The organism is Streptomyces sp. NPDC039462, from assembly GCF_055639375.1.
Genome location: NZ_JBVKAO010000003.1, coordinates 459,251 through 481,337, shown reverse-complemented (window position 1 = coordinate 481,337; position 22,087 = coordinate 459,251). Strand labels below are relative to the sequence as shown.

Here is a 22,087-nt window from a genome sequence, read left to right as displayed (position 1 = left end):
GACGGACGCCCGCCCGACCGGGGTGATGACACAGGTTCTCAGGCCAGCAGCGGTCGCAACTCCCCGACGAGGACCTTTCCGTTCTCGTTCTTCGGCAGCTCCGCGACTCCCACGACCCGTTCAGGGATGTACCACTCCGTCATTCCCCGTCCGGCGAGAAACGCGCGCAGTTCCGCCAGGTCGGGCGTCCGGTCCGCGCGGGGCGCGAGTACCGCGCACGCGTGTTCCTGGCCGTCCTCCCCGCTGTATCCGATGATCACGGCTTCGCGCACGTCGGGATGGTGCAGGATCTCCCCCTCCACGTCCGCCACGGGGATCATGTACGGCCCGCCGACCCGGCGGCTCGCCCGCCCCTCGAAGCGCACGCCGCCCGCGCCGTCGTCGCGGACCAGATCGCCGGTGTCCATCCACCCTTCGTCCCGCGTCCAGGTCGGCTGGGCCACGCCGCCGTCCGCTCCGGGCGACCACACGGCCACGCAGACGGAGGGTCCACGGACCCAGAGCCGGTGCACGCCGTCCTCCCCCGGGACCTCCCGCAGGGAGATCTCCAGGCCCGCGAGGGGCCGCCCGTCACTGCGGACGGCACCGGCCGGCGGCCCCCCTTCCGGAGTGCGGATGCCCATGCCGAGTTCGGTCATCCCCCAACAGGTGCGCACCGGCACCGAGAAGGCGTCGGTGACGTCGGCCACGAGTTTCGGCACCACGGGCGCGCCCCCGCACATGACGAACCGCAGGTCGGGCAGCTCGTGCGGGTCGGCCCGCTGCGCCTCGACCAGCTGCGCCGCGAAAGGCGGCGCGGCGAACACCTGGGTGACGCGTGCCTTCGCCATCAGCTTCAGCTGTTCCGCCGCGTTCCAGGTGTCCAGGTACGCCCCGGTGCCCTGGGCGAGGATCGGCCCCCAGAGGCAGTACAGGAGACCGGCGAGCCCCGAGACGGGGTGGGGCGAGCAGAACACCTCACCCTTGTCCCAGCCGCGCTCGGCGGCGCCGGCCGCCGCGGCGGTCCCGGCGTGGAGCGTGTTCTCGGTGTGCAGCACGGCCTTGCGCTCGCCGGTGGTGCCGGAGGTGAACATCACCAGGATCACGGAGTCGAGGTCCGGCCCGGAGGGCACCTCGATCGGCTGCGGCAGCCGGTCCTCGTGCGCGGTGTGCAGGAAGTACGCGGCGAAGTCGACGGCCCCGTCGGGCACTTTGTCGCCGTAAACGACCCGGTGTCGCAGCTCGGGGAGCCCGGGCGCGATCTCTTCGAGGACCGCCGCGTAGTCGTAGCCGTTCCAGGTGTCCGGGACGACGCAGAGGCTCGCCCCTGTCACCCGGAGCAGCCGCTCCACCTCCCGGCTGCGCATCGTGGGCAGCAGCGGCACCGCGACGGCGCCCGTCCAGGCGCAGGCCAGGGTGAGTGCGGCGGCCTCCCACCAGCCGGGGAACTGGAAGGCGACCCGGTCGCCGCGCCGGATCCCCAGGGACAGCAGTGCGGCGCCGAAACGCTCGGCGTGGCCCGCGAGTTGGGCGTAGCTGATGGTGACCGGGTCGGTCGCGTCCGTGCGGGCGGCGACGACGGCCGGGGCCTCGGGGTGTTCGGCGGCCGTGTCGAGGAGGTCCTGGATGATGGACCGGTCACGCCACCAGCCGCGCTCGCGCATGCGCGCGGCGACGTCCTCGGGCGGCCGGATCCCGAAGGGGATCTCCCCGGCACCCGGTTCGTGCGGTCCGTGCGATTCGTGGTCAGTGGAGGCGGCGGGCTCAGGCACGCGTTCCCCCGTCATGCGGTGCGGATACGATTTCGGGCGCGGGGTCGACCAGGTCGCGGGGGAACTCCATGCCCCAGCGCACGAGTTCGATGTACGGCAGGTGCAACGACCCGACGGCCACGACCTGTTCGGTGATCCGGCCGTCGCGGACACGCACGGTGTGGGCCTCGATGCTCGTCCCGCGCTCGCCGGTGGGCTCCTGCCCGAGGAACGTGCCGGTGTTGTGCCAGTGCATCGTGAAGCGGAACGCCACCCGGGTGCCGTCCGCGTTGGAGAACTCGTCGTGCAGGGCCACCCGTACGCCCGGGAACCCCTGGTGTACGGCCTTGCAGAACTGGACGATGAACGGGACGCCCTTGACCCCCCATTTGAGGGGAGTGTAGAAGACGGCGTCCTCGTCGTAGAGCTCGGTGAGGGTGTCCCAGTCCTGCTCTCCGAGGGCCCGGATGTATCGCTGGATGAGCGTCTCGCCGTTCAATGTCCGCTCCTGCCTTCCATGTCGTGGTGCGCGGCCTTCACTCTCACCCAGTACCGACGCAGCGGCGCCGCGAAGTGTGACAGGCCCGTCCGGGCCATGGGTGTTGCCGCTCCCCGATCCCCAACTCACCAGCTGCTTCAGACCGTTTCCATGATTCCTGTCGTACTCATGTCACGGTTTCGCCTCCGGCTGCGTCGGTCCTGTTGAAGCACCTCACACGACGACGAACGAGAGGCCGCGGGATGGTCACGGACGCACCACACACTCGGCAGCGGAACCCCTGGCTGGTGCTTGCGGTGCTCTGCGCGAGTTCCTTCATGACGCTGCTGGACACGACGATCGTCACGATCGCCATTCCCGAGATGGCGGCGGGGCTCGGCGCGTCGCTGGACGACATCCTCTGGTTCGCCAACGCCTACATGCTGGTCTTCGCGGCGCTGCTGCTGCTCTCCGGACGGCTCGGCGACCGCTTCGGGGCGCAACGGGTCTTCGCCACCGGACTCGCGGTCTTCACCCTGGCATCGGTGGTGTGCGGCCTCGTGGACACCCCGGGGCAGATGATCGCGGCCCGGGCCGTCCAGGGGCTCGGCGCCGCGGTGATGATGCCGCAGACCCTGGCCCTGATCAGCGCCGTCTTCCCGGCGGAGCGGCGCGGGGCGGCCTTCGGCGTATGGTCCGCCGTCGCGGGTCTGGCCACGGTCGCGGGGCCCACCGTCGGCGGCGCGCTGGTCTCCGGCCTCGACTGGCGCTGGATCTTCTTCATCAACCTCCCGATCGGCGCGGTGGCACTGCTCGGCGCGCTCGTCGTGGTGCCCGACGTCCGGACGGGACAGCAGTCCTCGCTGGACCTGTCGGGTGCCGTCCTGTCCACGGCGGGCCTCACCCTGATCGTGTACGGGCTGATCGAGGGCGAGCGCTACGACTGGGGCACCATCGAGTCCTTCCTCAGCATCCCGCTCGTCATCGCGCTCGGTGTGGCGCTCCTCGGGGTCTTCGCGGTGCACCAGCGGGCCCGTCAGGACCGGCGCCCGCTGGTGCCGTTCGAGCTGTTCCGCAGCCGCGGGTTCACCGTCTCCGCCCTGCTCGGCGCGATGCTGCTGTTCGGTTCCATCGGTGTGCTGCTGCCGCTCACCCTCTACCTGCAGTCCGTGCTCGGGCTCTCCGCGGGCGAGGCCGGTCTCGCCCTCGTACCCGGACCGCTGGTCTCGATGTTCGTGGCACCCCTGGCCGGCAGCGCCGTCGGCAAGCTGGGCGGCCGCAAGCTGCTCATCCCCGGGCTGCTGATCTTCGGCGCCGGTATCGCCCTCACCGCCGTCATGGCCGAGCCGGACTCCAGCGTGTGGGCCATCATCCCGGGCCAAGTGGTCTTCGGCATCGGCATGGGTCTGGTCTTCGCGCCCACCAGCACGCTCGCGATGCAGGAGATCCCGCCGCGGCTGACCGGTGTCGCCTCCGGCATGTTCACCACGTTCCGGCAGATCGGCGCGGTCGTCGGCGGTGCCGCGGTCGGCGCCCTGCTGCAGAACCGGCTCGCCGCCGAGGGTGTCCCGGAGGAGGTGCGGCAGCAGGCCGGCCGGCTGACGGACTCGATGTACGCCGACGGCCTCACCGACGCGGTGCGCTACGGCCTGTTCCTGACGGTCGCGGTGGCCGTCGTCGGCTCCGCACTCGCCATGCTGCTGCCGCCGGCCCCGCGACCCGAGCCGGAATCGGCCTCGGAGGCGCCCGCGAAGGCGGACGTCGCCGGAGCCATGGACTAGCGGAATTCTTTCCCCGCTCCCCCTCCGCCCGCCGCATTTCCTGAACCCGAAACTGTTCCCTGAAAGGAATTCGGACGCGGCATCGGTGGATTCCGCATGGAGAACGGCAGGAATCGGCAGGAGGGGTGGGAGCTTGGGATTGTAGACTCGGCAGGGCAGTTGACGATCGATGGCGACGCGTCCTGAACCTGAGTGCACATGGAACGGAGAGTCATGGCCGAGGCGACAGCCGTCTCCGAGCGATCCGGCACCTCGGATCCGTTCGAACGGTACCGGCAGCTTCTGTTCGGCATCTCGTACCGCATGCTCGGTACCGTCGCCGACGCCGAGGACGTCGTCCAGGAGACGTGGCTGCGGTGGCAGCGCGTCGACCCGGACGCCGTCGCCGACCCACGCGGCTACCTGGTGCGGGCCGTCACCCGCACCTCCATCGACGAGATGCGCCGCAGCCGGACCCGGCGCGAGGAGTACGTGGGGCCCTGGCTGCCCGAACCGCTGCTGGTCTCGTCCGACGTCGCGGTGGAGTCCTCACTGCTCGGCGAGTCACTGAGCATGGCCGTCCTGGTGATGATGGAGACGCTCTCCCCGCTGGAGCGCGTGGTGTTCGTGCTGCACGAGGTGTTCGGGTTCAGCTTCCCCGAGGTCGCCGAGGCGGTCGACCGCAGCGAACAGGCCGTACGACAGCTCGGCAGCCGCGCCCGGCGCCATGTGCGGCTGCGGAACCGGCGCTTCGAGTCGGACCGCCGGCGGGTCCGCGAGATCACCGAGCACTTCGTCGCCGCCTGCCTCGGCGGCGACGTGGAGGCGCTCATGACGGTGCTGGCCCCCGACGTGACCATGTGGGCGGACGGCAACGGCCACGCGGAGACCCCGCGCGTCCCGCTGCACGGGGCCTCCGTGGTCGCCGAGTACTTCGCGTCCACCGCGGGCGGCTATCCGGCCGGGCTCGTGGTCCGGACGGACGAGCAGCACGACGGCACGCCCGCCGCCGTACTGGCCACCCCGGCAGGGGTGTTCGCCGTGGTCGCGGTCGACGTCGACCTGGTGGACGACCGTCCCCGGATCACCGCCGTACGCGCCGTGCGCAACCCGGAGAAGCTGCGCCGGGTCCCGGTCACCCCCTGAGGGTTCCAGTCACCCGCTGAACGGCCACGGCACGTCCCGAGGGTCGGCCCGCCCGCCGGCCGCCCGCTCATGGGCGGCCGGGGGGCGGTCACTCCGCCACGGTGTCCACCGCGTCGTGGTACTCCCGGCCCAGCACCCACTTCGCCACATGGAGGCGCGACGGCACGTCCAACCGGCGCATGACCTCCCGGACGTGGTTCACCACGGTCCACTCCGACAGGCCCAGCCGCTGCGAGATCTGGCGATTGGTCATCCCCTGGCTGACCAGCTTGGCCACCTCGTACTGACGGGCCGTGAGCCGCGCCGGACGGGACACCGCCGACGCGGACCCGGCGGGCGGCGGGCCGAAGGCGAGCGCCTCGCCCGCGGCCGCGACGGCGGAGAGCACCCGCCCCTCCCGCCACGCCGCCGCGTACTCGGAGCCGGACAGCAGGCGGCGCGCGTCGGGCAGAGCGGCGGCCACGCCGTGGACGAGCAGCGGCGGATGCGCTCCGGTCGACTCCCGCAGCGCGGACGCGGCCGCGAGGAGCCGCGCCACGCGGTGCCCCTGGTGCGGCAGCCGGCGCCACAAGTGCACCGCGTGCCCCTCCAGCACCGAGGGCAGCACCATGTGCTCCCCGATGGACCGCAGCCGGTACAGGCCCTCCCACAGCAGCCGCTCCGACAGCGCCTGATCACCTTGGCAGTCCGCCAGCACGCCGCGCATGCCGAGGACCAGCCCTTCGCCCCGGACGTCCCGCGCCCGCAGGAACAGGGAGTTGGCCGTGTCCAGCAGGTCGGCGGTGAGCTTGGCGTCGGCGCACCAGCTCCCGGCCGCCAGCGGCAGGGCGGCGTTCGCCACCTGGACGGTCGCCCCCTCGTGGGACGCCACGCGGAGCAGCTGCGCCGCGGCCTTGCGGATCGTCTCGGGCCCCGCGGACTGGTGGGTGAAGGCGAGCCAGGCCAGCGCCGCCCGCTCGTGGGCGGTCTCGCCCTGCTCGCGGAAGGCGCAGGCCGCGCGCCAGAAGCAGTCCGCGGCCAGCCGCACGCTGCCGCGCGCCAGGGCCACCTCGCCCCGTGCCGCGTGGGCCCGCGCGGACGGCTCCTCGTGTCCGGGGGCGGCGACGAACGTCTCCGCCGCCTTGGCCAGCCACTGCTCCCCGAGGTCGAGATGGCCGCGCACCAGCCAGAAGCGGTGCAGGGCGAGGGTGGCGCGTGCCGCGTCGAGCCGGCGGCCGCTCGTCTCCAAATGGGCCAGCGCGGCCAGCAGGTCCTCGTGCAGCGGGGCCAGCCGCTGGAGCCACTCGGCCTGCTGGGGTCCCGTCAGGTACGGCTCGGCCTCGAGGGCGAGCGACAGGAAGTGCTCCGCGTGCCGGCGCCGGGCGTCCGGCAGCTCGCCGGTGGCCGACAGCCGCTCCAGGCAGAACTCGCGGACGGTGTTGAACATCGTGAACCGCGGCTCCCCGCCGCCCGGCGTCACCCGCAGCAGATGGTGGCCGACCAGCGCCTCCACCGCCTGTTCCGTCCGGTGCGCGGGGAGCTCCCAGAACTCCTCCGCGGTGGGGAGGTTCGTGCCGGCGGTGAAGACCGAGAGACGGGTGAGCAGAGCGCGCTGCTCCTCGTCGAGCAGCCGGAAGCTGTGCTCGGTGATCGAGTGGACGCTGCGGTGCAGCGGCGAGCGCGCGGCGTGGTAGCCGCCCAGCACCGGCCGGCCTTCGCGGAGCCGGGTCAGCAGGCTGTCCACCGGGAAGAGCCGCAGCTTCTCGGTGACCAGCTCGATCGCCAGCGGCAGCCCGTCCATGCGGGTGCAGATCTCCGCCACCGCCCGGGCGTTCTGCGCGGTCAGCGCGAACGACGGGTCGATCGCCCGGGCCCGGTCGACGAACAGCTCCACCGCGGCGTAGTCCTGGAGTTCGAGGACGTCCTGCCGGTACGGCGAGGGCGGGGTCGGCAGCGGGGGCACCGGGAGGAACCGCTCCCCGTACAGACGCAGGGGGCGGCGGCTGGTGGCGAGGACGCGCAGTGCGGGCGCGTGGCCCAGCAGGGTGTCGACCGCGGCGGCCGTGGCGTCGGCGGCCTGCTCGCAGCCGTCGAGCACCAACAGGCAGGGCTCGTCCGGCAGGACGGCGGCCAGGGTCTCGGCCAGGTCGTCGCAGCCGGTGGTCCCGTGCAGGTCCAGATAGGCGACCCGGGCGATGCGGGCATCGGCCACGGCCGCGCAGGCCAGCCGGCTCTTGCCGACACCGCCGGGGCCGGTCAGGGTGATCAGCCGGTGTGCTTCCTCACCGAGCAGTGCGGAGAGGGTGAGGACCTCGAGGTCGCGCCCCACCAGCGTGTCGCGGTGGCCGGGTACGCGGGACGGCAGGTCGAGGGTCGGCCGGGGGCAGAGCCGGCCGGTGCCGAGCGCCCCGGCGGTCATCGGGATGTCCCGATCGCCCATGGGGCGAATTGTTTGTACTCAGATAACTGAAGTCTTGCATTCCGCATGACGCTACCCCCCGTAGCTCACGGTGCGTGAAACTCAGGGAAGAGCATACGGACCGCATATCTTCCGGGGAACCTTATTTTTCACATTCTTGGAATTACTCTCGCCGCCGTTCCAGATCCTGAGACGAGCGACTGATGACGGAATTCTCATTCCGCTTCGATTTCCTCAGGATCACGCGGCAGAGCATTCCGAAGATCAAACCCCAGAAAGCCGCGCCGAGTCCCCACAAGGTGATACCGGACGCGGTGGTGAGAAATGCGACGATCGCGGCGGTCCGGTGGTCCACTTCGGTGAACGCGCCCGAGATGCTGCCGCCCAGGGCACCCAGCAGGGCGACGCCCGCGGCCGCCGAGATCAGCTCCGGCGGCAGCGCCGCGAACAGCCCGGCGACGGTCGCCCCGCACAGGCCGACCGCGACGTACAGCACCCCGCAGCTCAGTCCGGCCACATAGCGGCGGGCGCGGTCCTCATGAGCGTCCGGGCCGGCACAGATCGCCGCCGTGATCGCGCCGAGGTTGAGGGCGTGCGCCCCGAACGGCGCGAGGACGACGGACGCCACACCCGTGTCACGGACCAGCGGCCCCGAGGGCACCGCGTAGCCGGCCGCCTTGAGCGCCCCCACCCCCGGCGCGTTCTGCGCCGACATGGTGACCAGGAACAGCGGCAGCGTCAGGCTCACCAGCGCCTCGCCTGGCCAGGCGGGCGCGGTGAACACCGGGGTGGCGAGGGAGAGTCGGGTGCCGCCGAGGGACAGCGTGCCGGTGAGGCCCGCCACCGCGACGGCCGCGGCGAGCGGCGCCGCTATGGCATACCGGGGCGCCACCCGCTGACAGACGACGTAACCGGCGAGCATCACCCCGGCCACCGCGGGACCGCTCTCCAGCGCCCGGAAGGCGTCCAGGCCGAACCGCAGCAGGATCCCGGCCAGGACGGCGGAGACGACGGCGGCCGGAACGCGCCGCATCAGCGCGTCGAACCAGCCCGTCGCGCCCACCAGTACGGTGAGCGCGGCGGCAGCCAGATACGCCCCGATCGCCGTCGCGTACGGCATCTCGTCGAGCTGGCCGACCAGCAGCGCCGCACCCGGTGTCGACCAGGCCGCCACGATCGGCGCGCGGTACCGCAGGCTCAGCACGAACCCGGTCACACCGCTGCCCACGGCGATCGCCCAGACCCACGACGAGAGGTGGGCCTCGTCCAGGCCGCCGGCGTGCGCGGCCTGGACCACGATGGTCAGGGGTCCCGCGAAGGAGACCACGACCGCTATGGCGCCCGCGACGACCGCGGACACGGACGCGTCCTGCCACATCCGCCGCGCGCGCCCGCCGTGGGCCTCCGCCATCAGAGGATCTCGACGTTGGCGGCGGGCCGCAGCCGCCGCTGGCAGTCCAGGACGTGCTGGGCGCCGCGCAGCACCACGTCGTAGTCGAAGTCGTCGTGATCGGTGAGCAGCACCACCGCGTCCGCGGCGGCCACCTCCTCCTCGGTGAGCTCCACCCTGCGCACCCGGGCGTCCAGCGGCACGGATTCCCGTACGTGCGGATCCACCGCGTGCACCTGCGCGCCGGTGCGCAGCAGCAGTTCGGCGACCTTCACCGCCGGCGACTCGCGGGCGTCGCCGGTGTTGCGCTTGTACGCGAGGCCCAGGAGGAGTACCCGGGAACCGTTCGCCGGGCGCTGGAGCCGATTGAGGGCTTGGACCAGCCGCTGGACCACGTAGTTCGGCATCTGGCTGTTGACGTCGTTGGCGAGGTCGACGAACCGGAACCGGCGGCCCAGTTCACGCTCCACCCGCCAGGAGAGATAGCGCGGGTCGACGGGCAGGCAGTGGCCGCCGACCCCGGGGCCCGGCGTGAACGGCATGAAGCCGAAGGGCTTGGAGGAGGCCGCGTCGATCGCCTCCCAGACGTCCACCCCGAGTTCGCGCGCGATCACCGCCATCTCGTTGACCAGCGCGATGTTGACGTGCCGATAGGTGTTCTCCAGGAGCTTGGTCAGCTCGGCGGTCTTCGTGTCGCGCACCGGCACGGTCCGCTCGACCACCGTGTCGTAGAACTCGGCGGTCCGGCGCAGGGACTCCGCGTCCACGCCCGACACGATCTTGGGGGTGGTCTCCAGGGTCCAGCGCCGGTTTCCGGGGTCGATGCGCTCGGGGCTGTAGCCGAGGTGGAAGTCGGTACCGGGGCACAGGCCGCTCTCCTTCTGCAGCAGCGCTCCGAATACGTCCTCGGTGGTGCCCGGGTACGTGGTGGACTCCAGGACGACCAGCGCGCCCGGCCGCAGGTGCGCGGCCAGTGTCAGCGCCGCCTCCTCGATGCAGGTCAGGTCGGGTACGTCGTCGAGGAGCGGGGTGGGCACGGTGACCACGGCCACGTCGAAGCCGTCGAGCGCCGCCACGTCGGTCGTGGGGTGGTAGGCCCCGGACTCCAGCGCCTTCGCCAGCCGGCGCTCGTCCACGTCCTCCACATAGGAGTCGCCGGACCGCAGCCGGGCGATCCGCCCGACGTCCACGTCGTAGCCCACGACGGTGTGGCCCGCCTCCACGGCCCGTACGGCCAGCGGCAGGCCCACATATCCCTGGCCGACCACCACCACGCGACGGCCCGAGCTCGGCGGGACGGCGTCGTTCTTCGTTGGGGACATCGTGTGCCCTTTCAGCCGTTGTGCACGAGCGCCAGGTTCGCCGCGACCAGCAGGACGACGCCCCAGCGGTGGATGGTGACGCCTTGTTTGCGGGCCGAGAGCACCTCACCCGCGACCAGCCCGGCGTGTGCCTGCCGGGCGCGCAGACCCACCACGGGCAGCAGGAACGCGCAGAACCACCACGGCACCGCGCCGACCGCCGCGGTGACGACGATCGCGCCGGTCTCGGCCAGCGAGAGCCCGGCGATGAAGCCGCGGTAGACGCCCGGCGGGACGCTCGTGGCGAGGTTGCGGCGGCCGGCCACCCGGTCGCCGTCCACGTCGTTGATGTTGGAGTAGACCGAGACCATGAGGCTCCACAGTCCGAACAGGAAGCACGCAAGCCACGCCGCACCGGTCATCTCCCCGTTCAGCAGGGCGAAGGGGATCAGCACGCACAGGCCGGTGCTCAGCCAGATGACCGCCTCCTGGCCGCCCCGGTAGCTGAGCTTGAGGCCGTAGGAGTACTGCACGCTGATGACCACAGAGAAGCCCGCGGCCGCCAGCGCCCACCAGGGCCGGTGCGGTGCGACCAGCGCGGTGAGCGCCCACAGGGCGCTGCCCCCGATGGCGCATCCCCAGCCGAAGCGCAGTGCTTGCCGCAGGGTGAGCCTGCCGTCGAGCAGGGGTTTGCGGTCCCGGGCGCGCAGTGACTCCTGCGGGTCGTAGTTGCGGGCGTCGCTGCCGTCCCGTACTCCGGTGACGTCGTCCAGTGCGACGGTGGCCGCCACGACCCCGACCCAGCCGATGTCGAACAGCACGAGGACCCACCAGGTGCGCGGTTCGTCCCAGGCCGCGCCGGGCAGCAGCGCCAGGACGACGAAGACGCAGAGGTAGTAGTCGAAGAAGGAGAGCTTCGCCAACTTCGCGTAGGCGCCCGCCCGTTCCCGGACGCCCTGGCGCGGTGGCGCCGCGGTGGTCGCCGTCATCGTCCCGGCTCCGCTCCGCCCTTGCGGCCGACCGTGCTGATCAGCACCTGGCTCAGCCAGTGGTGGGCCGGGTCGGCCATCTCGGCGAGGGCCGCGTCGATCCGGGCGTCGTCGAGGAGCCCGGCGCCGACGATGCGCGGTCGCATGAACTCCAGCCACAGCATGTAGTGCCTGGCCTGGTCGGAGCCGCCGCGCACCATCACGGCCCGGCCCTCCGCCGTCGCCTCCAGGCCGGCGGCCAGGACCAGTTGGTGGTCGACGTGCCCGCCGCGCGGGTCGTGGCCCGACTCGCGCATCAGGCCGTATCCGGCGGCTCGTACGTCCTGGAGGAAGTCCTCCGAGACGTACGAGCGGAACAGTGTGGAGGAGTCGGTGTCCTCCAGGAACAGCACTCCGCCCGGTCGCAGCGCGCGCACCATGCGGTCCACGGCGGCGGATCTGTCGGGCAGGTGCTGGAGCACCATGCGGGAGTGCACGAGGTCGAACGCCGCTTCGGGCAGGTCCTCCTCCCGCAGATCGTGCCGTACGGCGTCCACCTGGGGCAGTGACGCCAGCGCTGTGAGGCGATCGGTCTGGAGGTCGGTGGCGAGGACCCGTCCTGTGGGGCCCACGCGGTCGGCGAGCCAGCGCGCCACGGAGCCGGATCCGGCGCCGATCTCCAGGCAGTGCCAGCCGGGCCCCACGCCCAGCGCGGCGAGCCGCTCCAGGGTTCCGGGGTCCCATATCGCCTCGTTGGTGCGAAGCCGCTCGGTCTCCTTCTCCCAGACCGGGTCGAAGACGTACTCCTGCTGTGCCGGTGGGCTCGTCATGTGGGTCTCCATGGGCTGCACTCGCGTACTCATGCGTAGAACTCGCAGACCGTGTCGGCGATGAATTCGACCTCGGCGTCGCTGAGGTGGGGCCAGATCGGGATGGCCAGGTTGCGTGCTGAGGCCAGCTCGGCGTTGGGCCAGCTGCCGTCCGGTGCGGCCCACGGTGCGAAGGCGGGCTGCCGGGGCAGCGGCACGGGGTAGTAGATGTGGCTGCCTATCTGGTGCTCCGTCAGGTAGGCGCGCAGGTCCTCGCGGCGGTCGACGAGCAGTGAATAGACGTAGTAGCAGCGGCCGTTGCGGCCGGCGGGAGGCGCGAGCACCCCGCGCTCGCGCAGTGGCTCGAAGCGCTCGGTGTAGTAGTCGGCGATCCGCGCGCGGCGTTCGAGCCGGTCCGCGAAGCCGGGCAGCCGGTGCAGCTGGAAGGCGGCGAGCACCTCGTCGAACCGGTTGTTCTGACCGATCCGGTGGTGCAGGAAGCGGTGGACGCCGTCCTGCCCGTGGTTGCGCAACATCCGGACCGTACGGGCCAGTTCGGGATCGTCGGTGAGCACCACCCCGCCCTCGCCCGCGGTGCCGAAGGCCTTGACCTGGAAGAAGGAGAACACGCCGAGGTCGCCCCACCGCCCGGCGGGCCGCCCGTCGAGGACGGCGCCCTGGGCGACCGCCGCGTCCTCGATCAGTGCGACACCGTGCTCGCGGGCGATCGCCCCCAGCTGCTCCATGTCCGCCATGATCGAGAAGACATGGGCCGGCATCAGCGCCTTCGTGCGCTCGGTGATCAACGACTTGGTGGCGTCGGGGTCCAGGACCATCGTCCACGGGTCGACGTCGGCGAAGACCGGGGTGGCCCCGGTGTTCGCCACCGAACTGGCCACCGGCTGACAGCAGAACGCGGGCACGATCACCTCGTCGCCCGGGCCGATGCCCAACGCGCGCACGGACAGCTCGAGACCTCCGGTGCCGCTGGCACAGGCGATGACATGGCCGGCGCCAGTCATCTCGCCTAGCGCCGCCTCCAGTTCGGCGGTGCGCTCACCGAGGATGAACCGCTGATCGGGGCCCGTGCCGAGCTCGTGCACGGTCGACAGCAGCGCCTCGCGGTCGTCCTCGAAGAGGTCGGGGGGAAAGAAGGGCAGAGTTTTCATGACGCGGCCCCCGTGTAGAAGCGGCGGACGGCCTCGCACACCCGGTGCACTTCGTCGAGGGCGAGGTCGGGGTGGAAGGGGAGGGCGACGGTGCGCTCGCAGGCCGCCTCCGCGTTCGGGAAGTCGCCCCGGCGGTGGCCAAGTTCGGCGAAGCAGGGCTGGAGGTGGAGCGGGATGGGGTAGAAGACCTCGGTGCCGATGCCCTCCCTGGTGAGGTGCTCCACCAGGGCGTCCCGCCGCTCCACCTCGATCACGTACACGTAGAAGACCGGGTCCGCCGGTACGCCGCGGTCGACCACCGTGGGCACCCGCAGGACGCCCGGCATGTCGGACAGCAGCTCGGTGTACACCGCCGCCAGCTCCTTGCGGCGGTCGATCGCCGCGTCGAGCCGGGGCAACTTGCCGAGCAGCACGGATGCCTGGATGTCATCCATCTTGCTGTTGGTGCCCGAGGCGCCCGACAGGTTGGAGATGCCGGCGATGTGGTCCACGGTGCGGCCCATCCGGCCGTGGTGGCGCAGGATCGCCACCTGCTCGGCGATGTCCGGATCGTCCGTCAGGACGGCGCCCGCGTCGCCCAGCGCGCCCAGGGTCTTGGTGGGGAAGAACGACAGGACGCCGGCGTCGCCCAGCAGCCCGGCGTGGACGCCGTCGCGGCGCATGCCGATCCCCTCGGCGCTGTCCTCCACCACCTTCACGCCGTGCCGCTCCGCCAGGGCGCCGAGTGCGCCCATGTCGGCGAGCTGCCAGAACAGGTGCACCGGCATGATCGCCTTGGTACGCGGGGTGATGGCCGCCTCGGCGGAGCGCGGATCCAGCGAGTAACCGGCCGGTTCGATGTCGGCGAAGACCGGCTTGGCGCGGGCCAGCGCCACCGAGGTGGCCGTGGCGGCGAAGCTGAAGGCCGGCACGACGACCTCATCGCCGGGGGCGACACCACAGGCTCGCAGCAGCAGGACGAGGGCGTCCGTCCCGCTGTTCACCGCCACCACGTGCCGTGCTCCCGTGTAGGCGGCGAGCGCCTTCTCCAATTCCGCGACCTGCCGGCCGTGGGAGTACTTTCCACGGTCGAACATCTCGTTGAGACGGCGCTTGATGTCCGGCCAGCAGTCGTTGAACGTGTCGGCCTGAGTGAAGAACGGAACCGGCTTTCCGATTTCTCGTTCCGTATTTCGATCGGTGCTCCGGGCAGGGGTGATCACACAGTCCTCCGTGTAGCAGGACGGAGATATGGATGTGCGAAGCTAAGCCGGTCGATTTCCCGGCGGCAATGACAAACCCTTGCCGGGACCGGGGACGGGGCACCGGCAAGTATCAGTCATGCCGGACCGTGGGAGGCGTCGAACCAGCAGGTCAGGGAGGGTTGTTGAAGGACGCCGACCAGCCTTGCCGGGGGCCGTGGAGGGGGTCGGCGCTTGACACGGAACGCCCCCTCACCGCAGCTTTTCCAGGGTACCGCCGCGTTTCCGCATCACGTGTCAGAGTCCGATGAGCGGGTGACAGAGGATGTGCTCTCTTTGAAATTTCACGGCGATTCCGGAGGACCGGAGAAGTCGGCGGCACCGCATGTGAAGACTGCGGTTCCCGCCGGGCACGAGAAATCCGAAAGAACCTACGCCGAGGACATCGTGTGCGGACCACCGACCTCCCGAACGAAAGGCACCGCATGAGCGACGACGGCGTGCTGACCCGGTCGCTTGACGCCGTCCAGGAGCGCATCGACACCGTCCTCACCCAGGAGAGCGCGCGCTGGACCGCGGTGGATCCGCGCTGTGCCGCGTTCGTCGACAGCGTCACCGCGATCACCACCGCCAAGGGCAAGCTGCTGCGCCCCCGCTTCTGTCTCCTCGGCCACCTCGCCGCCGGCGGCACCCCCGGCCACGACAAGGCCGTCGACGCGGCCGCCGCCCTCGAACTCCTGCACACCTTCGCCCTGTTGCGCGACGACGTCCTCGACGACTCGCCGCTGCGCCGGGGCGCCGTCACCGCGCACGAACGGCACGCCAAGGAGCACCGGGCACGCCTCCTGCGCGGTGAACCCCGCCGCTACGGAGAGGGCATCGCCAACCTCGCCGCCGACCTCGCACACGTCTACGCCGACCGGCTGGCCCACGCGCTGCCCGCGGCGGCCCAGGCGGTGTGGGACGAGACCCGGGTCGAGGTCACCGTCGGCCAGTACCTCGACATCACCGTCGCCGCCGAAGGCGTGGCCGACCCGGAGCTCTCCCGCTGGATCGCGGTCTGCAAGTCCGGCCGGTACACCATCCAGCGTCCCCTCCAGCTCGGTTCCGCCCTCGCGGGCCGGCCCGATCTGGCCCCTGTCTTCGAGAGGTACGGTCTGCCGCTGGGCGAGGCGTTCCAGCTCAGGGACGATCTCATCGACGCCTTCGGTGACGCCGAGGACACCGGCAAACCCGCCGGTCTCGACCTCGACCGGTTCAAGATGAGCTACCTGCTCAGCCTCGCCGTACGCAGCGACGACCGGATCCGGGAGCTCGCCGCCACCCCCGCCGCCCCCGACGGCGCGGCCAGGATGCGCGACCTGCTCGTCACGACCGGTGTGGCCGACAAGGTCGAACAGCGCATCGCGGACCTCGTCGACCAGGCGCGCGAGGCGGTCGCCGACGCACCCCTGGTTCCCCGCTGGCGCACCGAACTCATGGAACTCACCACGCGTGTGGCGTACCGGGACCGCTGAGGCGTACCAGAACCGCTGAGGCGTACCGGGAGCACCTGGCTGCACCGGAGCCGCTGGAGTCACCGGAGTCACCGGACCGTACTGGAACCACCGAGCCGTACCGGAACCACCGAAAGGAACCGCACCGGCATGGACCGAACACTGATCATCGGGCTCGGGCGGGCGGGCCTCGGGCTGCACTGGGCGGTCCTGCGCAAGCTGCGCGCCGCCGGGCGACACACGGATCTCTTCGACCCCGCCCCCGTCCTGACCCTGGACCCGCCGGCCCCCGCGGCACCCGCGCGGGCCGAGGGCCTGCGCCCCGTCGCCTCGATCGCCGAGGCCCGCACCCTGCTGGACCCCGAGCGCACCGTCGTGCACCTGTGCACCCCGCCCGTGGCCCGCCTCGGCCTGCTGCACGAACTGGCCGCCGCGGGATTCCGCCGGATCATCGTGGAGAAGCCCCTGGCGGTCGACCGTCAGTCCGTCCACGAGATCCTCGCCCTCGCCCGCACCGAGCGGCTGCGGCTCGCTATCGTCGCCCCCTGGCTGGCCAGCGCGCTGACCGCACGGCTCGAACGCATCGTCGCCGAGGGCGCGTTGGGCGAGCTGCGCTCCATCGACATACGGCAGAGCAAGCCGCGCATGAGCCGCACGCTCACCGACGGCGGCCACCCCACCGCGTTCGACGTGGAACCCCCGCACTCCCTCGGGCTCTGTCTGCGGCTCGCCGGGGACGCCGTCCTCGCCGCCGCCGAGCTGACCGACATGCGGATCGGCGACACCACCATCCCCGGCATGGGCCGCGCCGAGCTGGTCTTCCGGCACCAGAAGGCGACCAGCCGGATCGTCTCCGACCTCACCGCCCCGGTCCGTGAGCGCCGCGTCCAGCTGGAGTTCGCCGACGGCCGGGCGGTCGCGCACTACCCCAACGGCGAGGACGACCACTACGCCCAGCTGCGGTTCAGCCGCACCGGGCGCCCCGAGACGTGGGAGGTCTTCCCCGACGACGCGCTGGCCGCCTACTTCGTCGACACGTACCGTGCCCTGCGCGACGGCACCGACCTGGCGGCCCAACTGCGCCTCTCCTCGCGCGTGGTGGAGCTGCTCGCCGACGCCAAGGACACGACTCGGCGGCCCGGCGCCGGGGACGCCCACTCCCCCGCCGGACCCGCCGGACTCGGCGGACCCGGCGGACGGCAGGTGAGCCATGCGGGATGACACGGGCTCGCGGGCCGAAGCGGGGGCCCGGGGCGAGGCAGGATCCCGGCGCGACAGGGGAACCCGGGGTGACGCGGGATCCCGGTACGACAGGGGGCCCCGGGATGACGCAGGACTCCGGGATTACGCAGAACCACAGGGTGACGCAGGACCCCGGGATTACGCAGGACCACAGGGTGGCGCAGAACCACGGGGTGACTCAGAACCCCGGCCCCCCGCCGGGGAACCCCTGCTCTCGCCGCCGCCCGGCATCCGCTACGCCGGCATCGGCGACGAGGCCGCGCCCGACCTCGCCGGCCAGATCCGCGCCCACCAGCTCCTCGGCTGGTCCGCGATCGAGCTGCGCGACATCGACGGCACCGCCCTCGCCGACCTCGACGACGCTGCGTTCGACCGGGTCGCCGCGTCCCTGCGCGAGGCACGCCTCGACGTGGTGTGCGTCAACTCCCGCATCGCCAACTGGGCCCGCCCCGTCACCGGCGACTTCGAGCTGGACCGCGGCGAGCTGACGCGCCTCGCCCCGCGCTGCGCCGCGCTCGGCACCCGGTACATCCGCGTGATGTCCTACCCGAACGACCCCGGCGCCCCGCTCGACGAGCCGGAGTGGGCCCGCCGGACGATCGGCCGGCTGACCCGCCTGGCCCGGCAGGCCGAGGACGCCGGTCTCGTCCTGCTCCACGAGAACTGCGCGGGCTGGGCCGGCGCCGACCCGGCCCGCGCGCTGCGGCTCCTGGCGGAGGTCGACAGCCCGGCGCTGCGGCTGCTGTTCGACACCGGCAACGGCGTGGCGTACGGCTACGAGGCGTACGACGTGCTCACCGAACTCGTCCCGTGGGTGGACCACGTGCAGATCAAGGACGCCCGGGCCGAGGCGGGCGAGGCGGTCTACACCCTTCCCGGGGAGGGGAGTTGCCGGGTCGCCGACTGTCTGCGGCTCCTGCTCGACCACGGCTACACCGGCACCTGGACCATCGAACCCCACCGCACCGTCCGCCCGCACGAGGGCCGTACCGACGCGGGCAGCGACGGCGTGGCCGAGTTCGTGCGGTACGGACGCGCCCTGGAGTCCCTGGCCTCGCGGCTGCCCGCCCGGTCGGCCCCCGACCGGGAGGCCGCCCGATGACGACACTGACCCACGCCGACCACGCCCTGCTCCTTCACCTCCTCGAACTCCCCACCGTCGGCCCCCTGGAGGGCGAGGGCGAGCCCCGGCTCAGGGAGGCACAGCGGGCCTACGCGGACGCCGCGCGCCCCCTGGGCTTCGAGGTCGTGCACCACGCCGCCGCCGAAGCCGCCGAGCTGACGGACGATCAGGTCCCGCTCGCCGTGCACAGGGCCGTCGCGGACGACCCCGCGTTCCTGGCCGTACAGCCCTCCCTGGTCCTCACGCTCGGCCCCGAACTGCCGCAGGCGGACACGGTGATGTTCAACGTGCACCTCGACACCGTCGCGGGTCTGGAGCCGGTCGGGTTCGACGGGGAGCGTTTCACCGGGCGCGGCGCGATCGACGCCAAGGGTCCCGCCGTGGCCCTGCTTGCCGGGGTGCGCGCGGCGCTCGACGCCGCCCCCGACCGGCTCGCCGGCACCCGCGTGCTCATCCAGGCGGTCGCCGGCGAGGAGGGCGGCGCCATGGGGGTGTTCGGCACCCGCCCGCTGATGCGCCGCGGCTGGTACGGCAGGCTCAACCTGTTCTGCGAGCCGACCGGGATGCGACTGCTGTCGCGCTCCACGGCCGCGATGACCGCCTGCGTCCGGGTCGACGGTGACGACGCCATCGACGACCGGCCCGCCGCAGGGCACAACGCGACCGTCCTGCTCGGGCACCTCGCGCAGCGGCTCGCCGCCCGGCTCCCGGAGCACGCGGACGGCGGCCAGGTCTGCGTCGCGGGCCTGCACACCGGGCACCTCCACAACCGGGTGTACGGGACCGGCCGGCTGCTGCTCAACTGCTCCTACCCCGACTCCGCCACAGGGCAGGCGCTGGCCGACCGTCTGGAACGCGAAGTGGCCGAGGGCGTGCGGGAGTTCACCGAGACCTATCGGGACCACCGGGACTTGGCCCGCACCGCCGCGGACGCCGCCGTGATCACCCGTGTCGAGTGGCACAAGCGCGGGCTGCCCGCGCTCCCGCCCCTGGACGACCCCTGGGCCGTCGACCTGCTGACGCGGGACGGCGGGCCGCCCCGATGGCCCGCCGACGAACCCGCGTTCACCTGCGACGCGATATGGGCGGCGGGCCTGCCCGGCGCGTACACCGCCGTCCTCGGCCCCGGCGACCTCGACCGCAACCACGCCCACGCGGCCGGGGAGTACGCCGACCTGGCCGATCTCGAAGCCTTCGCCGGGGCGGTGAGCGGCATCCTCGTCCGCTTCGCCGCCCGGCGGCACGCCACCACAGGAGGAAAGCGACAGTGACCCAGTCGACCGATGCCCCGCCGCACGACGGGGTGACCGTCCCGTACGACGCCCTCGTGACCTTCAGCGCCGAGGTCTTCACCGGCCGCGGGGTGCCGGAGGACCGGGCCCGCACCGCCGCGGAGGCCCTCGTCCACGGCGATCTCACCGGACTCACCTCGCACGGCCTCGCCAACCTCACCCGGCTCTACCTGCCCGCCCTCGACGCGGGCCGCATCGACGCCACCGCGGAGCCGGAGAAGATCACCGACACCGGTGCCGCCGTCCTCCTCGACGGACGCCGCTCCCTCGGCCTGTGGGCGGCGACCGAGGCGCTGGAGCTGGCCGCCGACCGTGCCGCGCAGACCGGCATCGCCCTGGTGACCATGCGCGACGCCACCCACTTCGGCTGCGCGGGGCACCACACGGCCCGGATCGCCCGGCGCGGCATGATGGCCTTCCTCGCCTCCAACTGCGGCCGCCAGCGCATTGCCCGCCCGCCGGGCGGCCGGGCCGCGATGCTCGGCACCAACCCGTTCAGCGTCGCCGCGCCCGCCGGCGACCGGCCGCCGTACGTCCTCGACATGAGCACCACCGTGGTGCCGACCGGCAAGGTGCGGGCCGCCGCTCGCGCCGGGGAGCCGATACCGGAGGGCTGGCTGGAGGACGCCGAGGGCCGCCCGGTGACCGATCCCCACGCCCTGGACACCGGTGCGGGCTTTCTGCGCTGGCTCGGCGGTGACCCCGCCACGGGCGCCTTCAAGGGGTACGGGCTCGGCCTGATGGTCGAGGTGCTCGCCGCGCTGGTGCCCGGTGCCGGGCTCGGCCCCGCCCCGGAGGCCCTGTCCGGCGACGGGCGGCCCTCCGGGCGTGACGACGACATCGGCCTCACCGCCCTCGTCCTGGCACCCGGCGCGCTCCGCCCCGGCCCGGACTTCCACACCGAGGCCGACGGTCTCTTCGGAGCGCTCCTCGACTGCCCGCCCCTGGACCCCGCTCGGCCGGTGAGCTATCCCGGACGGCCCGAGGAACTGACCGCGGCGCACCGCAGGGCGCACGGCGTACCGCTGTCCGCCCAGTGCCACGCCGAACTGACCGCGCTGGCCGCCGAACAGGACCTCGCGTTCCCCGAGCCGATCCCCGCGCCGGACGCTCTTCCCTCGGCGGGTGCCCGATGAGCCGCCGTCCGGCGGCGCGGACCCGCGTCGGCCTCATCGGCCTGGGTGTCATCTCGAAGTTCTATGTCGCCGGTTTCGACCGGCTGCCCGGCCTGGAGCTCGCCGCCGTGTGCGATCTGCGGCCCGCCGCCCTTGAGCCGTTCCGGAACGTCGCCAAGTGCTACACCGGTCACGCCGAACTCCTCGCCGACGCCGGCGTGGACGCGGTCGTCGTGAACGTCCCCAACGACGCGCACGCCGCCGTGTGCGGGGACGCCCTCGCCGCGGGGGTCGCGGTGTGCGTGGAGAAGCCGCTCGCCATCCGTGTCGAGGACGGCCGCGCGCTCGCCTCGCTGGCCAGGGAGAAGGACGTCACCCTCTTCACCTCCTTCCACCGCCGCTACAACTCCGCCGTCCTGCGCCTGCTCGACGAGGTCTCGGCGGCCGGCTCCCCCGTGCGCTCCCTCACCGTCCGCTACCTCGAACGCATCGAGGAGCACGCGGGCAGCGACCGCTGGTACCTCGACGCCGAGCGCTGCGGCGGCGGCTGCGTCGCCGACAACGGACCCAACGCCTTCGACCTGGTGCGGCTGTTCCTCGGCGACGTCGAGCCGGCGGGTGCCGAGGTCGTCCGCGACGAGCTGGGCACCGACCGCAGGGCCTCGGTCGATCTGCGCTCGACGGCCGGCGTCTCCGCGCGGGTCGAACTCGACTGGTCCTACGACGGCGAGGTCAAGGACGTCACCGTCGAACTCCGGGACGGCACCCGGCTGTTCGCCGACATGCTCGACGGGCACACCGAGTTCAAGGGTTCGCTCTGGCACGAGTACGTCGGTGTGCTCACCGACTTCGACACCCGCCTGCGCGCCGGACAGGACGCCTCCCGCGACGGACTCGCCGCCCTCGAACTCGTCGACGCCGTCTACCGCGCGGAAGGAGCCACTCGGTGAACCCGGGCGAGGACGGCGGCAAACGCACCGTGCACGCCACGGTGGTGAAGGTGCTGACCCACCGCCGCGACGACCGGGGCATGCGCCTCGAGGAGTTCACCAGCCGCTGCGTACGCGCCGGCGAGGTGCACGAGCTCGTCACCACCGACCAGGCCGGCAGCCCGCCCGAATCCCGCATCGACCGGGTCGGCTTCCTCGGCTTCGCCGAGATCCAGCGCGCCGGGGTGATCGACCGGGGCGACGAGGTGTGGATCGACGGCCGCCTCGCGGGCACCGTGCTCGGCTTCGACTCCTGCCACTTCCCCAACCACTACAACGTGCTGATCGCCGTCGACGACCTGGTGACGGGCCCCGACCTGGACCTGCGGCCGGAGACACCGCTGTTCTTCCGCCAGGTTCCGGCGGACGTCCGCACGTCGGGGCCCGCGGGAGCCACGCCCGGGCCCGCCGGAGCCACGTCCGGGCCCGCCGGAGCGAGGAGCTGACCTTGGAACCGCTGAACAGCATCAAGAATCCGGACAGTAGAAGGGTGCAATTCG

18 protein-coding genes are annotated in these 22,087 nt (G+C 72.3%); 9 read left to right on the top strand and 9 right to left on the bottom strand.

Translation table 11 applies throughout. The features are described from left to right. Positions 1-38: 38 nt before the first annotated feature. Together ACZ7LU_RS19345 and ACZ7LU_RS19340 are read right to left on the bottom strand one after the other, a co-directional pair. Positions 39-1,751 carry an AMP-binding protein gene (locus ACZ7LU_RS19345; RefSeq protein ID WP_471917361.1) on the bottom strand — a complete coding sequence of 571 codons (1,713 nt, stop codon included), beginning with the start codon at positions 1,749-1,751 and terminating at the stop codon, positions 39-41. Next, on the bottom strand, positions 1,744-2,229 hold the full coding sequence (locus tag ACZ7LU_RS19340; RefSeq protein WP_471917360.1) for an ester cyclase: 486 nt from the start codon (positions 2,227-2,229) through the stop codon (positions 1,744-1,746). Before ACZ7LU_RS19340 ends, ACZ7LU_RS19345 begins: the two co-directional genes overlap by 8 nt. A gap of 242 nt (positions 2,230-2,471) precedes the next feature. Here ACZ7LU_RS19340 and ACZ7LU_RS19335 point away from each other — a divergent pair, with 242 nt between their 5' ends. Beyond that, a complete protein-coding gene (locus ACZ7LU_RS19335) occupies positions 2,472-3,989 on the top strand; it encodes a DHA2 family efflux MFS transporter permease subunit (protein WP_471917359.1) in 1,518 nt (505 codons plus the stop codon). Between the two features lie 213 nt (positions 3,990-4,202). Then, positions 4,203-5,114: an RNA polymerase sigma factor SigJ gene (sigJ, locus tag ACZ7LU_RS19330; RefSeq protein ID WP_471917358.1), complete on the top strand. Its 912-nt coding sequence runs from the start codon at positions 4,203-4,205 to the stop codon at positions 5,112-5,114. Between the two features lie 88 nt (positions 5,115-5,202). Here the strand turns inward: sigJ and ACZ7LU_RS19325 are convergent, their stop codons facing one another. The 7 genes from ACZ7LU_RS19325 to ACZ7LU_RS19295 all read right to left on the bottom strand — a co-directional run bounded on the left by ACZ7LU_RS19325 (position 5,203) and on the right by ACZ7LU_RS19295 (position 14,351). Then, positions 5,203-7,533 (bottom strand): helix-turn-helix transcriptional regulator, encoded by a 2,331-nt coding sequence (locus tag ACZ7LU_RS19325; protein ID WP_471917357.1) that lies wholly within the window; start codon positions 7,531-7,533, stop codon positions 5,203-5,205. Positions 7,534-7,675: 142 nt separating this feature from the next. Continuing rightward, complete coding sequence (locus tag ACZ7LU_RS19320; RefSeq protein ID WP_398307909.1) at positions 7,676-8,923, bottom strand: benzoate/H(+) symporter BenE family transporter; 1,248 nt, start codon at positions 8,921-8,923, stop codon at positions 7,676-7,678. Further along, positions 8,923-10,224 carry a nucleotide sugar dehydrogenase gene (locus tag ACZ7LU_RS19315; RefSeq protein WP_471917356.1) on the bottom strand — a complete coding sequence of 434 codons (1,302 nt, stop codon included), beginning with the start codon at positions 10,222-10,224 and terminating at the stop codon, positions 8,923-8,925. The genes ACZ7LU_RS19320 and ACZ7LU_RS19315 overlap by 1 nt, the downstream gene beginning before the upstream one ends. Positions 10,225-10,235: 11 nt before the next feature. Then, positions 10,236-11,192, bottom strand: a complete 957-nt coding sequence (locus ACZ7LU_RS19310; RefSeq protein WP_471917355.1) for a UbiA family prenyltransferase — start codon at positions 11,190-11,192, stop codon at positions 10,236-10,238. Next, positions 11,189-12,001, bottom strand: a complete 813-nt coding sequence (locus ACZ7LU_RS19305) for a class I SAM-dependent methyltransferase (RefSeq protein ID WP_471917354.1) — start codon at positions 11,999-12,001, stop codon at positions 11,189-11,191. Before ACZ7LU_RS19305 ends, ACZ7LU_RS19310 begins: the two co-directional genes overlap by 4 nt. 29 nt (positions 12,002-12,030) lie before the next feature. Next, positions 12,031-13,149, bottom strand: coding sequence for a DegT/DnrJ/EryC1/StrS family aminotransferase (locus tag ACZ7LU_RS19300; RefSeq protein WP_471917353.1), 1,119 nt, complete (start codon positions 13,147-13,149; stop codon positions 12,031-12,033). After that, a complete protein-coding gene (locus tag ACZ7LU_RS19295) occupies positions 13,146-14,351 on the bottom strand; it encodes a DegT/DnrJ/EryC1/StrS family aminotransferase (protein WP_471917352.1) in 1,206 nt (401 codons plus the stop codon). The genes ACZ7LU_RS19300 and ACZ7LU_RS19295 overlap by 4 nt, the downstream gene beginning before the upstream one ends. Before the next feature lie 428 nt (positions 14,352-14,779). On the opposite strand from ACZ7LU_RS19295, the gene ACZ7LU_RS19290 reads away from it, so the two are divergent. The 7 genes from ACZ7LU_RS19290 to ACZ7LU_RS19260 all read left to right on the top strand — a co-directional run bounded on the left by ACZ7LU_RS19290 (position 14,780) and on the right by ACZ7LU_RS19260 (position 22,033). Continuing rightward, positions 14,780-15,847, top strand: a complete 1,068-nt coding sequence (locus ACZ7LU_RS19290; RefSeq protein ID WP_471917351.1) for a polyprenyl synthetase family protein — start codon at positions 14,780-14,782, stop codon at positions 15,845-15,847. A 129-nt stretch (positions 15,848-15,976) separates the two neighbouring features. Then, positions 15,977-17,047, top strand: coding sequence for a Gfo/Idh/MocA family oxidoreductase (locus tag ACZ7LU_RS19285; RefSeq protein ID WP_471917350.1), 1,071 nt, complete (start codon positions 15,977-15,979; stop codon positions 17,045-17,047). Then, entirely contained in the window at positions 17,037-18,170 is a 1,134-nt protein-coding gene (locus ACZ7LU_RS19280) for a sugar phosphate isomerase/epimerase family protein (protein ID WP_471917349.1), read from the top strand. The genes ACZ7LU_RS19285 and ACZ7LU_RS19280 overlap by 11 nt, the downstream gene beginning before the upstream one ends. Then, the gene (locus ACZ7LU_RS19275; RefSeq protein ID WP_471917348.1) at positions 18,167-19,462 is read left to right on the top strand and encodes a M20/M25/M40 family metallo-hydrolase; all 1,296 of its coding nucleotides are present in this window, start codon (positions 18,167-18,169) and stop codon (positions 19,460-19,462) included. Before ACZ7LU_RS19280 ends, ACZ7LU_RS19275 begins: the two co-directional genes overlap by 4 nt. Then, the gene (locus ACZ7LU_RS19270) at positions 19,459-20,619 is read left to right on the top strand and encodes an Ldh family oxidoreductase (protein ID WP_471917347.1); all 1,161 of its coding nucleotides are present in this window, start codon (positions 19,459-19,461) and stop codon (positions 20,617-20,619) included. Before ACZ7LU_RS19275 ends, ACZ7LU_RS19270 begins: the two co-directional genes overlap by 4 nt. Further along, complete coding sequence (locus ACZ7LU_RS19265) at positions 20,616-21,548, top strand: Gfo/Idh/MocA family protein (protein ID WP_471146259.1); 933 nt, start codon at positions 20,616-20,618, stop codon at positions 21,546-21,548. The genes ACZ7LU_RS19270 and ACZ7LU_RS19265 overlap by 4 nt, the downstream gene beginning before the upstream one ends. Beyond that, on the top strand, positions 21,545-22,033 hold the full coding sequence (locus ACZ7LU_RS19260; RefSeq protein ID WP_471917346.1) for a DUF6917 domain-containing protein: 489 nt from the start codon (positions 21,545-21,547) through the stop codon (positions 22,031-22,033). The genes ACZ7LU_RS19265 and ACZ7LU_RS19260 overlap by 4 nt, the downstream gene beginning before the upstream one ends. Positions 22,034-22,087: the final 54 nt, after the last annotated feature.